Annotated in this window: 15 protein-coding genes; 5 read left to right on the forward strand and 10 right to left on the reverse strand. The window is 54.5% G+C overall.

The window, feature by feature from the left end; genetic code table 11:
* Window positions 1–62: 62 nt before the first annotated feature.
* The 4 genes from D888_RS0110800 to D888_RS21400 all read right to left on the reverse strand — a co-directional run bounded on the left by D888_RS0110800 (window position 63) and on the right by D888_RS21400 (window position 3,811).
* Window positions 63–2,474: a heavy metal translocating P-type ATPase gene (locus tag D888_RS0110800; RefSeq protein ID WP_020676572.1), complete on the reverse strand. Its 2,412-nt coding sequence runs from the start codon at window positions 2,472–2,474 to the stop codon at window positions 63–65.
* A gap of 31 nt (window positions 2,475–2,505) precedes the next feature.
* Complete coding sequence (locus D888_RS0110805; RefSeq protein ID WP_020676573.1) at window positions 2,506–3,156, reverse strand: Spy/CpxP family protein refolding chaperone; 651 nt, start codon at window positions 3,154–3,156, stop codon at window positions 2,506–2,508.
* A 67-nt stretch (window positions 3,157–3,223) separates the two neighbouring features.
* The gene (locus tag D888_RS24335; protein WP_020676574.1) at window positions 3,224–3,367 is read right to left on the reverse strand and encodes a hypothetical protein; all 144 of its coding nucleotides are present in this window, start codon (window positions 3,365–3,367) and stop codon (window positions 3,224–3,226) included.
* 18 nt (window positions 3,368–3,385) lie between these two features.
* Window positions 3,386–3,811 (reverse strand): MerR family transcriptional regulator, encoded by a 426-nt coding sequence (locus D888_RS21400; protein ID WP_020676575.1) that lies wholly within the window; start codon window positions 3,809–3,811, stop codon window positions 3,386–3,388.
* 226 nt (window positions 3,812–4,037) lie between these two features.
* Here D888_RS21400 and D888_RS0110820 point away from each other — a divergent pair, with 226 nt between their 5' ends.
* Complete coding sequence (locus D888_RS0110820) at window positions 4,038–5,003, forward strand: IS30 family transposase (protein WP_020675961.1); 966 nt, start codon at window positions 4,038–4,040, stop codon at window positions 5,001–5,003.
* A gap of 165 nt (window positions 5,004–5,168) precedes the next feature.
* Here the strand turns inward: D888_RS0110820 and D888_RS0110825 are convergent, their stop codons facing one another.
* The 5 genes from D888_RS0110825 to D888_RS0110845 are packed head-to-tail and all read right to left on the reverse strand — an operon-like array spanning window position 5,169 to window position 7,857.
* Complete coding sequence (locus D888_RS0110825) at window positions 5,169–6,038, reverse strand: transporter (RefSeq protein ID WP_083928839.1); 870 nt, start codon at window positions 6,036–6,038, stop codon at window positions 5,169–5,171.
* A 29-nt stretch (window positions 6,039–6,067) separates the two neighbouring features.
* Window positions 6,068–6,604, reverse strand: a complete 537-nt coding sequence (locus tag D888_RS21405) for a DUF3106 domain-containing protein (RefSeq protein WP_020676577.1) — start codon at window positions 6,602–6,604, stop codon at window positions 6,068–6,070.
* Window positions 6,601–6,819, reverse strand: coding sequence for a hypothetical protein (locus D888_RS0110835; RefSeq protein WP_020676578.1), 219 nt, complete (start codon window positions 6,817–6,819; stop codon window positions 6,601–6,603). The genes D888_RS21405 and D888_RS0110835 overlap by 4 nt, the downstream gene beginning before the upstream one ends.
* Window positions 6,820–6,823: 4 nt before the next feature.
* Window positions 6,824–7,279, reverse strand: coding sequence for an anti-sigma factor family protein (locus D888_RS0110840; RefSeq protein ID WP_020676579.1), 456 nt, complete (start codon window positions 7,277–7,279; stop codon window positions 6,824–6,826).
* A complete protein-coding gene (locus tag D888_RS0110845; protein WP_020676580.1) occupies window positions 7,276–7,857 on the reverse strand; it encodes an RNA polymerase sigma factor in 582 nt (193 codons plus the stop codon). The genes D888_RS0110840 and D888_RS0110845 overlap by 4 nt, the downstream gene beginning before the upstream one ends.
* Window positions 7,858–8,150: 293 nt before the next feature.
* Between D888_RS0110845 and D888_RS0110850 the strand changes: the two genes are divergently transcribed.
* From D888_RS0110850 to D888_RS0110860, 3 genes are all read left to right on the forward strand, one after another.
* Window positions 8,151–8,621, forward strand: coding sequence for an RT0821/Lpp0805 family surface protein (locus D888_RS0110850; protein WP_020676581.1), 471 nt, complete (start codon window positions 8,151–8,153; stop codon window positions 8,619–8,621).
* A 101-nt stretch (window positions 8,622–8,722) separates the two neighbouring features.
* Window positions 8,723–8,860, forward strand: coding sequence for a hypothetical protein (locus tag D888_RS24000; protein ID WP_020676582.1), 138 nt, complete (start codon window positions 8,723–8,725; stop codon window positions 8,858–8,860).
* Between the two features lie 44 nt (window positions 8,861–8,904).
* A complete protein-coding gene (locus D888_RS0110860) occupies window positions 8,905–10,515 on the forward strand; it encodes a hypothetical protein (protein WP_020676583.1) in 1,611 nt (536 codons plus the stop codon).
* A 55-nt stretch (window positions 10,516–10,570) separates the two neighbouring features.
* Here the strand turns inward: D888_RS0110860 and D888_RS0110865 are convergent, their stop codons facing one another.
* Window positions 10,571–11,815: a BaiN/RdsA family NAD(P)/FAD-dependent oxidoreductase gene (locus D888_RS0110865; protein WP_020676584.1), complete on the reverse strand. Its 1,245-nt coding sequence runs from the start codon at window positions 11,813–11,815 to the stop codon at window positions 10,571–10,573.
* Between the two features lie 405 nt (window positions 11,816–12,220).
* On the opposite strand from D888_RS0110865, the gene D888_RS0110870 reads away from it, so the two are divergent.
* Window positions 12,221–12,538, forward strand: coding sequence for a cytochrome c3 family protein (locus tag D888_RS0110870; protein ID WP_020676586.1), 318 nt, complete (start codon window positions 12,221–12,223; stop codon window positions 12,536–12,538).
* Window positions 12,539–12,736: the final 198 nt, after the last annotated feature.

A 12,736-nucleotide genomic window follows, 5' to 3' on the forward strand; every position in this document is an offset into this window, starting at 1 on the left:
TGGTCCATTCATGTTTGTCTTTGGCTTAAAGACGGGCTCACAAACTCACCCGGACTCTAAAACTAATCTATTTTAGCGGTCCGAAGCCTGAGAGCGTTGCTCACCACCGACACCGAGCTCAAACTCATGGCCGCCGCCGCGATCACCGGGCTGAGCATAATGCCGAAGACCGGATAAAGTACCCCTGCGGCCAGCGGCACCCCGAGAGAGTTGTAGATAAAGGCGAAGAAAAGATTCTGGCGGATGTTGCTCATGGTTGCGCGACTGAGCTTGCGCGCCCGGATGATGCCGGTCAGATCCCCCTTGACCAGGGTCACGCCAGCCGATTCCATGGCGACATCGGTGCCGGTGCCCATGGCGATCCCGACTTCGGCAAGCGCCAGTGCCGGGGCATCGTTGATGCCGTCACCGGCCATAGCCACCAGTTCGCCGGCGTCCTGAAATTTCTTCACCACCGCCGCCTTTTCATCCGGCAATACCTCCGCAATGATTTCATCGATGCCGAGCTGTTTGCCGACGGCTTCAGCGGTCGCACGGTTGTCACCGGTGAGCATGACGATCTTGATCCCCTCGGCATGCAGCTGGCGTATCGCTTCGGGCGTCGATTCCTTGATCGGATCGGAGACCACCAGCAGACCGGCGAACTTGCCAGCAACGGCAAGATACATCACGGTCTGGCCCTCGCTGCTCATCTGTTCGGCTTGGGTTGATAGAGCAGAGCAATCGATAGAATTGTCTTGTAGCAGTTTGACATTGCCAAGGAGAATCTCGACATCATCAACCTTGCCTGAGACCCCTTTCCCGGTATGGGATTCAAATCCCTCGGCTTCGACCAGGGTCACCCCCTGATCACCAGCCCCGGCTACCAGAGCCGCAGCCAGGGGATGTTCGCTGTTTTTCTCGAGACTTGCGGCGAGAAAAAGCAGGCGCTTTTCCTCTGTTTCTCCGGCCGGAATCACGGCGGTCAGCTTCGGTTTCCCCAGGGTCAGGGTGCCGGTTTTATCAACCACCAGGGTCGTGACTTTGCGCAGGGTTTCGATCGCTTCGGCGTTTTTGAACAGTATCCCCATGCCGGCGCCCTTACCGGTGGCAACCATGATTGACATAGGCGTCGCCAGCCCCAGGGCACAGGGACAGGCGATAATCAGCACGGAAACCGCCGCGATCAGCGCGTAAGCCAGGCGCGGTTCGGGACCGACCAGCATCCAGACGCCAAAAGCCAGCAGGGCGCATGAGATAACAACCGGCACGAAATATCCGGCGACCTGGTCGGCCAGTTTCTGGATCGGCGCGCGCGAACGCTGGGCATCGGCCACCATTTGAACAATTCGTGCCAGCAGGGTTTCGTTGCCGACCATCTCGGCCCGCATGATCAGGCTGCCACTGCTGTTGATGGTCGCACCGATCAGCTTATCCCCCGCCTCCTTGGTGACCGGCAGTGGTTCACCCGAAATCATCGACTCATCGACGCTGCTGTTCCCTTCAACAACCTGACCATCGACCGGGACTTTCTCTCCCGGTCGAATACGCAAGTGATCGCCGGCCTGCACCTGGTCGAGGGGGATGTCCTCATCGCTGCCGTCGGCATTGACCCGGCACGCGGTCTTGGGCGAGAGCCCGAGCAGCGCCTTGATCGCTGCACCGGTGCGACTGCGGGCGCTCAGTTCGAGCATCTGCCCCAATAGAATCAGGGTGACGATCACCGCGGCAGCCTCAAAATAGACCCCCACCGCACCGTCGGCTCCGCGCATGTTGGCCGGGAAGATCTGCGGCACCAGGACTCCGACCAGGCTGTAGCCATAGGCAACCGAAACCCCCAGGCCGATCAGGGTGAACATGTTCAGACTTTTATTTTTTAGCGACTGGATGGCCCGGACATAAAAGGGGAAGCCGGCCCAGACGACCACCGGTGTGGCGAGCAGCATCTCAAGCCAGTTGAACACCCGGCCTGAGGCGAGGGTTTCAAGCCACTGTCCACCGGGGAGCATGTCACGCATGGCGATGATGACCAGCGGCAGCGAGAAGATCGCCGCAAAGATGAAACGTCTGCGCATATCGGCATATTCCGGATTTTCCTCATCCTCCAGCGATAAAGTCCGGCTTTCGAGCGCCATACCGCACTTGGGGCAACTGCCCGGAGTCGCCTGCACTACTTCGGGATGCATCGGGCAGCTGTATTCGGTGCGTGTCGCCTGCTGCGGTGAGCTCAGCTTTTCCAACGCCATGCCGCATTTCGGGCAAGATCCAGGCCCCTGCTGCTCCACCTCCGGGTGCATCGGGCAGCTGTAAATGGCTTCGGTTACAGCAGCAACCTCATCTACAGTAGGTGGTTCCGGGTGCAGATAGTGCTCGGGATCAGCGACGAACTTCACCCGACACTTGTCCGAACAGAAGCGGAAGGTTTCTTCCTGCCATTGGGCTGTGCCGCCTTTCGACTCGGAGGTCACCTGCATGCCACAAACGGGGTCTTGCATAACGCAAACCTTTCAGTTTTGGAAATGAGGTTTATTGAAAGAGGCTTTCGGGGTCGTCAGGTGTGTGCTCAGCAAGGGACTGTTTAAGCTGTTCAGCTGTCAACACCTTGCGAGCCGCGCTTATCGCCTGGAGATGACGGACCTGAATATCGCCTTCAAGTTTCTGCACTTTGCGAACCAGGGGCTCGGCATCTTTCAGCGACCAGTTGTCACTGTCCAGCAGATCGGCCAGGTCCATTCGGGCAATTTTTGCTTCAGCGGCGTTGCGGATATTGTCCTTGCGGCATTCTGAATGGAGCGCTTTGAGTTTACCAACCTGCTCAGGAGAGAGCCCCAGTTCTTCGGCACGATCAAGGTAGAACATGTGGACCATCCGCTGTTGCATCATGCCCATTTTCCCGGCGCCCATCATCTTACCCATGCCTGCGCCCATCATGCCGCCCATCCCATCACCCATCATGCCCATCATGCCCCTCTTCTTCGTCTTGGAACATGAGGACTGCTCAGCCATGCAGGGCATCTGGCCCTTCCCCTGCTGGCCCATCATTCCTGGGGTGGCTGTCGCGGAAGGTTGCATCCCGCAAGGACGGTGGTCTTGGTGCTCAGCTGCAGCCATGCTGGAGAGGGCGGTGGTCCCTATGAAGAAACTGACCAGAATTGCGGTGAAAAATACTCTTTTCATGATGATCTCCTATTGTTGGTATTGAAGTTGTTTGACGTTTCGCTGATAACCAGGCAAAGACGGACTCTTACTTATGCTCTACTCTGTTATCCTTGCTGTCCTGCTTCTGTTCCTTCTTGTGCCCACCACAGCAACCGCCGTTCCTCATCATCATGATAAAAAACGCGCCGATTGCCAGATACCAGAGGATATTTATTAATGTCAGGTTCATATGTCCACCTCGCTCTTGCTAATGATGACATTTTTGGCAGTCATCTGCGGCCAGACCCTCAAGGATCGGGCACTCATCAATTGAACCAAGCCCGTCACAGGCAGCGTTCAGGTGCTCCAGCACCCCGAGCATCCGGCTCAAATCTTTAATTTTCAAGCGTATCGCCCTGATTTTATCGGCGGTCTTCGCTTTCACCTCTGACCTCCTGGCCACGGGATTCTGTTGCAACTCCAGCAACTCCTGGATTTCATTCAGGGAGAAGCCCAGGTTCTGGGCTTTTTTGATGAAACGCAGCCGGGTCGCGGTTTCCAACGGATAAACCCGGTAGTTCGATTCGGTCCGCAGTGGCTCGGCCAGCAGCCCCCGCCGCTCATAAAAACGAATACTGTCGATGGAGACTTCAGCCTCCTTTGCCAGCCGGCCGATGGTTAAAGAATGATGCATCCAGTTCCTCCATGTTCAAGGTGAAAACAGCGAGTTCTGTCTATCTGATGTCTCGAGCTTAAACCCTGGACTATAGTCCAGAGTCAAGGGTAAAAAAATACCGAGCCTTGGAACAAACTCAGGCCCGGATTCAAGTTGTAAGTGCAACTCTAATAGTTTGGTTTGAAGGATAAGCTGCGGTAGGCTCACGGCTTCTTTCACCGACCAAAGTTAGAGGAGCGCGATGATGCACTACACACAGCTTACCCGAGAAGAAAGATATCAGATTTCCGCCTTGAAAACAGCCGGTCAATCGAAGGCGCAAATGGCCAAGGTTCTTGGCCGCCATAAATCCACCATTGGCCGGGAGATGGCACGCAATTGTGGGTTGAGAGGCTACAGACCCAAGCAGGCTGATGGTCTTGCTGTAAGTCGTCGTCAGGAAAAGGTCACTTGCCGTATCACTCGCGAGTCCTGGGCGCGCGTCGAGCAGTTGACCCGCGAATACTGGAGTCCAGAGCAGGTCAGCTATTGGCTGCGGCAGGAAGAATGTCTCCATGTTAGTCCCGAGTGGATTTATCAATATGTTCTTCGTGACAAGCGGGCTGGTGGTGACATCTACCGATATCTGCGCTGTCAGAAACAACGTAAAAAGCGTTACGGTGCGCCAGATCGTCGTGGCCAGCTCAAAGGGCGCGTTTCGATCGACGAACGACCAGAGGTGGTCAACGAACGGAGTCGAGTCGGTGATTGGGAAGCCGATACGGTCATTGGCAAACAAGGCAGCGCTGTTTTGGTTACCCTCGTGGAACGCAAGACCCGTTGGAGCATGATTGGCAAGGCACCCGATCGGACAGCAAAAAAGGTTCGGGCTGTCATAGTGAAACGATTACTACCGCTGGCCTCACACGTGAAAACGTTGACTTACGACAACGGGAAAGAGTTTGCCTTGCATCTGGACATTGACGAGATGCTTCAGTCTAGCGGTTATTTTGCGCACCCTTATCATTCGTGGGAACGCGGCTTAAACGAGAACACCAATGGCCTTATTCGCCAGTTCTTCCCAAAAGGCAAGGATCTCGCTGAAGTGACTGACGAAGAGATTCAGAGAGTGATGAACAAACTCAACAACCGCCCCAGAAAATGCCTTGGATTTAAAACCCCCAATCAGGTATTTTTTGGAATCAATCCACCGGTTGCACTAGCGAATTGAATCCGCCAGGTTTAAAAAGAGATAATTAAATTAATAGCTTGCCTGAAGCAGCAAAAGACGGGTCAGGCCGGATGACCGACCTCACCCTCACTCAGGCAGATAAAGACCACTGTAACGCAGCGGGACACCGGCGTCCCAAAATGAACGGAGAGTTCGCTTGTAGTTTTAGAAACTGATCGCCCCGTAAAATCCAGCAGTATAATCGGGGCTGCTGTCACTTAAGCCCTGCCCAAGATAGGCGCCGATGCTCCCCTGTTGCGACACCCGGTAGCGGGTCTGCAGCTGCACCTCCAGCTCATCGGGATTGCCAGCAAAGGCGGCGGTCGCCCCGGAGAGTGCGAGCCCGGCATCCAGTTTTCGGGTCAACTGGTAGCGAACGGAGCCCTGATAAGTCCAGTAGTTATCCGGATTGTAGGCCGTCGTCGAGCCGGGCGTTACATAGAGTGCCTCGGCATACAGGGACCAGTCGCCGAAAACCTTGCCAACACTGAGCCCAGCGCCAAAATCGAAGGCGCCGGTTCCGAGCCCTTTGTTTTTATCAGCTGTAGGGAACTTGAGATAAACCAGAGGACGAAGCATCGGAGTAGTGTCGGATTCTGGAAACAACGTATAACCGGTCGTCAGGGTGACATCTCCGAGACCAGTTTGCGATTTGGTTTGGCTGGTGCTGGTGGTTGTCCCGCTACCCATGCCGCCCATGCCACTTCCAGAAGTACCCCCCGTCATGCTCCCGGAGGTCTGCATCGGGAAACGCGTCCCTCCCAGAGAAACGGTCGAACCGGCATCCTGATAAAGATAGGGGATCTCCAGCGAGAAATCGAGACGTTCACTGGGGTAGTAGCCGATGATCAGGGGGATACTGTAACTGTCGGTCGTCTGAGACGTGCCGTAGTTACCGCTGGCAAAGTCAAACCCGAGACTCACCGAGAACTGAGGGTTGGATGCGCCCAGTGCGCTGGTTGAAAGGCAAAAGAGAAGACTGGGGATAATCAATAGTAATCCGCTCCTGAGGGTCAGGTACTTCCAAGTTTTCATATACAGTCCTTTCAAGGTTTCATTTCTTCCTAGTGACCCATACGCCGCATCGGCAGGCGTTGCATTCCCCCTGCCGGTCCCATATTGTGCTGGCCGCCCATGTAATTTTGCCGCAGTTGCCGGGCACGCTCGGCGCGCTCGGCCTCAGGCAGATCTTTCAACTGCTCCAGCTCCTTACGCAGTTGCTGTCGTTGTTCTGGAGTCAGTTTTCTGAAGTTCTGATACGTCTGACGCAATTGCTCGCGCCGTTCGGGGGACAAGGCTTGCCAGCGCTTGAAGCGTTCCTGAATCCGTTGCTGTTGCTGAAGATCCAGTGCCTTAAAGCGCTGCAACCGTTGACGCAATTGCTGCCGCTGCTCCGGGGGCAACTGCTGGTACTGCTGGTAACGCTCGCGCAGGGCTTGCCGCTGCTCCGGCGACAGCTGCTGCCAGCGCTGAAGAAGTTGGGCCTCAGAGGTCTGGCTAACCAGGGGTTCTTTAGCTCCCTGCGTAGCTGAATCAGCGCCCAGCGCATGAATGGGCAGAAGCAACATCCCGAGGAAGATTATCATCCGAATTTTTTTCATTTTTTCTCCTCCCCGGCGCTCAGTAGGTTTAAATCTTTCAACATGTCCATCTGCTGTAAAAGCTCCAAATGTGCGATGACCTGCTGATCCTCCGCACTGACCTGAGCCTTCGGCTCTTTTTTTTGTTCGTCACCCTGTTCGGCAGCAAGGGCTCGATGCACCGGGAAAAACATGAGGCAGAGCACCAGCCAATACAGGCAAAAACTTTTTCTCATCCGGTTACCCCTGGCTGGCGAGTTGTTGCAGCAGATCGAGGTTTTCCAGCAGATCGAGATTCTGCAGAAGTTCAAACTGATCCAGCACCTCCTGCTCGGCGACCTGAGTTGTGACCACGGGGACAGGCGGTTCTATCTGCTGCCGCAGGTTCAGGGTCAATGTCATAACCAGAGCTCCTGCCAATGCCCAGCCCAGTGCAGGTCGACTGAAACGACGCCGCTGAGGCAACTTTTTCATAACGCGGGCACTGAAATTCGTCAGCTCACCGTCTGTGAGTTCGGGCACGCCTGTCGGCACCAGATTTAAAAATTTCCGTATTTCGGCAAGTTCGCTACGGCAGAGAGAACACGTTTGCAGGTGTTGTTCGACCTGCAGCTTGTCTGCGTCATCGAGGTCACCAAAATGAAACAGGCTGAGCTGCTCTGTCGGGCAGGCGTTTAATTGTGTTTTGCTGGTCATGATAGACCTCCTTGCAGGTCTTTTAACTCGTTCCGCAAAAAATGGATGGCGCGGTGAAGATGGGCCTTAACCGTCCCGACTTCAAGCTCAAGGACGCTGGCGATCTCCTTGAGCGGCATCCCTTCATGATGCCGCAGGATAAAAACCATCCGCTGTCGCGCCGGAAGTTTATCCATCGCCTTGGTCATTGTTCGTCCCGCCTCCCCGGCCAGGTAGATTTCCCCCGGATTCGCACCCGGATCGGCCGCCTGCTCCAACGGATCCTGATCATCCTCAGTGTTGCGCAAGAAAAAAATCTTCTGCTTCAGCTTCTGCCGCCGTAGATGATCAATCGCCAGACGACTGAGGATCTGGTACAGCCAGGTCGACAGGCTGCTCTCTCCACGAAACTTCGCAATATTCTTATGCAGCCGGATAAAAGCTTCCTGAGCCAGATCTTCGGCATCTTCGCGGTTACCGACCATACGCCAGGCCATCCCGATCAGGCGGGCTGAATTAGCGTTGACCAGCGCCTCGAAGCTGCTCTCATCTCCAGCCTGAAGCTGAGCCAAAAGAATTTTTTCGGTACCTGCATCCATCGAGAGAGCGTATCCGCCTCTTCCTCGTACGTCAATGTTGCATGAGAAACAATTCTACTGACTCAGATCACGAAAATCAGTGCCACTACCGGAATCTATAGCTTTGACGCTTGAAGGGGATAAAAGGTTTACCCAGTAGATAATTATTTTTTTGATACGTCACTCTGGCGTCTCCTTGAAACAAAAAATCATGATTCCATATTTTTTTGTAAACCTTTCCAGAGACCGATCGTCAAAGACACTGAAGCGTCAAAAGCGGCCTGATACTTTAAAATTGCGTAAGGAGTAAGATCATGAATAGAGCTTTCATCTGGACCCTGCTGGTCCTTCTGATTCTGACGGGCTGTGCCCCCGGAGTCGGGCCCAAAGAACAGGGGGGAGTCTTGTTAGGGGCAGGGACGGGTGCCTTGTTGGGCTCTCATCTCGGACGCGGTCATGGCAGCATGGTTGCAGTGGCGATCGGCACACTGGCCGGGGCCATGATTGGTCAGGAGTTGGGACATTCACTCGACCAGGCAGACAGACTGGCGATGAATCAAAACTTGCAGGAAGGGTTGGAACACAATCATAGCCAGGAAACAAACAGCTGGAATAACCCGGACAACAAACACTGCGGAAGCCTGACGCCGATAAAAACCTTCCGGACCGCCAAAAATGATTATTGCCGCGAATACCTGCAAACGGTGGTCATCGGTGGTCAAGAAAGCCGCGCCTATGGCACCGCCTGTCGTACCGCTGATGGCAGCTGGAAGATCGTAAAATGAGAAATAGTTTTCAACCAGAGGCAGAATGTCTGCCCCTGATGAATGGGGACAGATTGTCCCGGAAAAGTTACCCAATCCAAAACATCTAAAGAGGTGAAACCATGAAGAACAAAACTTTGCACATGGCACTGGTGATACTAACGGCATTGGTCCTGATCACAGGGCTGAGCGCCTGCGGTGGCGGCGGCTCAACGACGCCTGCCACGACCGGTGCAACCCTGAGCGGCAGCGCTCAGTGAATATGAACCGAAACCTGAATCCGATCCTTTTAAGGGAGAACCACATGAATAAGATAAGGACCTTTTTAAGCATGGCCTTGCTGATTTCAGTGATGACCGCCACCAGTGCCATGGCTTTAACCGCGAATCATGCCTATACCGTGCAGCTCCACAGCGTTTCTGCTGCTGGCGTCCCGAGTTCAACGCCGGTGGCACAGATGAACGCCACCAGCGACATGAACGGCAAACTCAGCTTTCAGTTCAGCAATGTCCCTGACTCCGGCAGCACCCCATTTCTGATGATCCGGATCATGGACGGCACTACAATAGTGCGGCAGTCACTCGCCCCGGCGCCGACAGCCGGACAACAGTTGCAGATGGGGGTGAGTGAAATCAGCCACCGTCAGACCCAGGCTGCCCTGCAGGCGATGATGGGCGCAACCAGCACCGGTGAAGCCGCGCTTCGCGCCATGTTCCCCCTGACCATGATTGCCACTGGCGACATGAGCGACGCAGATGCCGCAAACTTTGGTCAGGCAGCCCAAACAGCCGCCACGACTTTCGCTAACTATCTCGGTACTAACGGCGCGACGACAACGCAGATGACCAACTTCCAGAACAGCCTGCTCGACGCCATGCGGACCTTTGCCGCTGAAAATAAGACGGCAGTGAATGATACCGCGGCAAACACCGCCGCTCGGCAATTCGGTCTTGCAAATGCCCAGTTAATGACCGCGATGATGCAGGCCGGGGAGACCGCCGGCATCGATCCGACCCTGCTGGCGGACGCCTTTGATCAAGCGGGCCAGGCCATGGCTAATTCAACCGCATTGGCCAGCCTCTCCCCCGGTCAATTCGCCGCCATGCAGGTCAACTTCATGGCCGGGACTCAACAGCGCCAGATGCTGGGCCAGTTACATGGTTACGCTGCGGCCATGCCGGTTGTTGACGCAAGCCCCGTCCAGACCCAGACCCTGACCACAGCGATGATCGCTCTGCAGAGCGCCATGCATACAGCGCGGCAGACCTTTCAGATGACCTTCGCCGACCCGGCGAACCTGCCGCTCCAGACCACACTTAATACGGCACTGGAAACCATGCAAACCGCGATAGATAACGCTTTAGGCGACTTTAACACTGCGACTGACGGTGGCACCCAGATCGGCACTATGCTCGACACCATGGCGAGTGGCATGAACGGAATGGGCGGCATGATGGGTGGGACAATGATGACAGGCACGACCCTTGCGGGCTTGAATCTGGGGATGATGCAGACCACCATCGGCGGGCCACTCCAGAATTGGTCGACCATGATGGTCGCAGCGACCAATCTGCTTCCTTCCGTCACAAATATGAGCTACACCCCAGTCACCAGCGCGTTGACAACCCAGCTCTCAGCTCTCTCACCAGCAAGCATGCCGATCGCTCCCGACTTAAGCCTGCTCCCCACGAGTCCCGACAAGAGCCTGCTGCAGTTGCAGTACGACCTGATGCTGGTTCACCTGATCGATGTTCAGATGGCGACCAATCTGGCCCCGCTGGACCCGGCCTCGATGGCCACGATCAGCGCCGCTGATCTCGCTAACCGGGATTCGGTCATGCTTGGGCTGGGCGGGCTGACAGTTGGGCAGAAGAACGCATTGATGCATGCCATGAGCCCTCTGCATCAGATCTAAGAACAGAGCAAAAGGAATGTTGAACGGGGGGCGGCCAGGACTGGCGCCCCCTTTTTTATTCCCGCTTCGCCGCACTGATCCCGGCCAGGTAGCCGGTTGACCAGCAAACCTGCAGATTAAAACCACCAGTCGGGCCATCCAGATCGATCATTTCACCGGCAAAATAAAGGTTAGCAATCTTTTTCGAGCGCATGCTGCGCATATCGATATCCTTCAGCGAAACACCTCCGGAAGTAACAATCGCTTTCTTGTAGCCACCAACCCCACTGACCGGAAGCTCCAGATTCTTGAAGAGTCCGAGCAGTTGCAGGCGTTCCTCGCGCGAAATCGAATGGCACTTTTTTTGCGGATCAATAGTTGAAAGTCGCAGAAAGATCGGGATCAAGGCCTTCGGCAGCAGGCCGTCGAGGGAGTTTGCGAAGTTTCGATTGGCATTCTCGGCGAATTCACGCTGCAAGCGCCGATCGAAGGTCTCGCTGTCCAGCGCCGGCTTCAGATCGAGGGAGAGGCTGACCACCCCCTGTTTGAGCGCATCGCGTACGACAGCGCTGAGGTCAAGGATGATCGGGCCACCGATCCCCTCACGGGTAAAAAAAGCCTCGCCGAAACGCTCGGCCAGCACTTTGCCTTGCTGGACAACCTGAACTTGTACGTTCTTTAAATTGAAATTATTGACTTCAGCGGTCCAGTCAACATCCAAAACAAGCGGAACCAGCGCCGGTTCCGGCGGAATCAAGTGATGACCGCTTTGTTCGGCCCAAGTGTAACCGTCACCGGTACAACCGGTCTCGGGATAGGAGAGCCCACCGGTTGCGACCACGTATGCGGTGGCGGAGAATTCCCCCTTTGGCGTCAGGACCGAAGAGATCTCCCCATTGTCAAACGTGAATTTTTCGACCCGGCAAGAGGTCAACAGTTCAACACCGGTCTCCTGCAGAAATCCTTCAAGAACCTTCTGCACCGATGCCGCGTCCCCCTCTGCAGGAAAGATGCGCCCTCCGCGCTCCTCCCTCAGCGGTAACCCGCGCTCTTCAAAAAAGCTGACTAGATCCCTTACTCCAAAGGCGTAAAGGGCGGTCAGAAACGCCTTGCCGTTACGGCCAAAGGCTTCCACAAACCGACGCGGATCCTCCTCGGCATGCGTCACATTACAGCGTCCTTTGCCGGTGATCAGTACCTTGGCTCCACAGCGCCGGTTTTTGTCGATCAGTAAAACATTTTGCCCCTGCTGCGCAGCAAACCCGGCGGCAAAAATACCTGCAGGGCCACCACCAATAATGATGACATCATACGTTCTCATTTTCGCTCTTTTCCGTTATTCGTTTATATTATATTCAGAGATTCCATCATCTCAGGCTTTTAGTGCCGTTACGAGGAGAAAAAAATATCTTCTTTTTTTGCGATATCGACCGGCAGAAAAATGTTGCAATCCCATTGAATGTGCATCAAAGCCCCTGGGAACTCCGGCAAAAAAAAGGTCCAGCGCTGAGCTAGCCGAACCCATACCTATGTTGCGATGCAACAAATATTGCAACACTTTGATTTATTTGAACTTTTAAACGATCTTACACCAGAAAAATTTTACCTTTTGGTACTTGTAATCCTGGGTTTTTAACCTATCCTTTCACCGAAGATTTACTAATAATCGCCTTCAGGGAACCGCTGTCTACCTGACTTATGGCAACAAACAAGGAGGAATTTCGGCATGAAAAAGTTTATCGTATTGCTCATCGTTGGGTGTATCACGGCAACTGTCATGGGAGCTATGGCGGCCGATGGTCCGGCAGAAATAAAGTTGAGTAGCAAGATGGGAGACGTAACCTTCTCCCATGCAAAGCACCAGTCCAAAATTGCAGAATGCACCGAGTGCCATCACAAAGGACTAGAAACGCCGAAATGTACCAGCTGTCACGGCGTCAAAGCGGGGATTCCCGATGCAAAAAAAGTTTTTCACGCACAATGTAAGGGTTGTCATGCAAAATCTGGCGGACCGACCAAATGCAAAGATTGCCACGTGAAATAACTCACCCAACGTGCTCCATAGTTTAAAAAATGAAGCCACCGCAATCACTGCAGTGGCTTCTTTTTTTGAGAGGAAAGACCGCTAATTCTTAGGAAAATTGAGAAACGCCTAGCCAGCCGAACTTTTTAAACCTCTCACTCTTGCTGCCTCGAAGTACCGTTTTACTCATGAGTTCAATTTTCCGAACAAGCATTCGAT

Source organism: Geopsychrobacter electrodiphilus DSM 16401 (assembly GCF_000384395.1).
GTDB lineage: Bacteria > Desulfobacterota > Desulfuromonadia > Desulfuromonadales > Geopsychrobacteraceae > Geopsychrobacter > Geopsychrobacter electrodiphilus.

Excerpts from the sequence above, each read along its gene's own strand:
- D888_RS0110800 (WP_020676572.1), bottom strand. The coding sequence starts at position 2,474 with ATGCAAGACCCCGTTTGTGGCATGCAGGTGACCTCCGAGTCGAAAGGC.
- D888_RS0110805 (WP_020676573.1), bottom strand. The coding sequence starts at position 3,156 with ATGAAAAGAGTATTTTTCACCGCAATTCTGGTCAGTTTCTTCATAGGG.
- D888_RS24335 (WP_020676574.1), bottom strand. The coding sequence starts at position 3,367 with ATGAACCTGACATTAATAAATATCCTCTGGTATCTGGCAATCGGCGCG.
- D888_RS21400 (WP_020676575.1), bottom strand. The coding sequence starts at position 3,811 with ATGCATCATTCTTTAACCATCGGCCGGCTGGCAAAGGAGGCTGAAGTC.
- D888_RS0110820 (WP_020675961.1), top strand. The coding sequence starts at position 4,038 with ATGCACTACACACAGCTTACCCGAGAAGAAAGATATCAGATTTCCGCC.
- D888_RS0110825 (WP_083928839.1), bottom strand. The coding sequence starts at position 6,038 with ATGAAAACTTGGAAGTACCTGACCCTCAGGAGCGGATTACTATTGATT.
- D888_RS21405 (WP_020676577.1), bottom strand. The coding sequence starts at position 6,604 with ATGAAAAAAATTCGGATGATAATCTTCCTCGGGATGTTGCTTCTGCCC.
- D888_RS0110835 (WP_020676578.1), bottom strand. The coding sequence starts at position 6,819 with ATGAGAAAAAGTTTTTGCCTGTATTGGCTGGTGCTCTGCCTCATGTTT.
- D888_RS0110840 (WP_020676579.1), bottom strand. The coding sequence starts at position 7,279 with ATGACCAGCAAAACACAATTAAACGCCTGCCCGACAGAGCAGCTCAGC.
- D888_RS0110845 (WP_020676580.1), bottom strand. The coding sequence starts at position 7,857 with ATGGATGCAGGTACCGAAAAAATTCTTTTGGCTCAGCTTCAGGCTGGA.
- D888_RS0110850 (WP_020676581.1), top strand. The coding sequence starts at position 8,151 with ATGAATAGAGCTTTCATCTGGACCCTGCTGGTCCTTCTGATTCTGACG.
- D888_RS24000 (WP_020676582.1), top strand. The coding sequence starts at position 8,723 with ATGAAGAACAAAACTTTGCACATGGCACTGGTGATACTAACGGCATTG.
- D888_RS0110860 (WP_020676583.1), top strand. The coding sequence starts at position 8,905 with ATGAATAAGATAAGGACCTTTTTAAGCATGGCCTTGCTGATTTCAGTG.
- D888_RS0110865 (WP_020676584.1), bottom strand. The coding sequence starts at position 11,815 with ATGAGAACGTATGATGTCATCATTATTGGTGGTGGCCCTGCAGGTATT.
- D888_RS0110870 (WP_020676586.1), top strand. The coding sequence starts at position 12,221 with ATGAAAAAGTTTATCGTATTGCTCATCGTTGGGTGTATCACGGCAACT.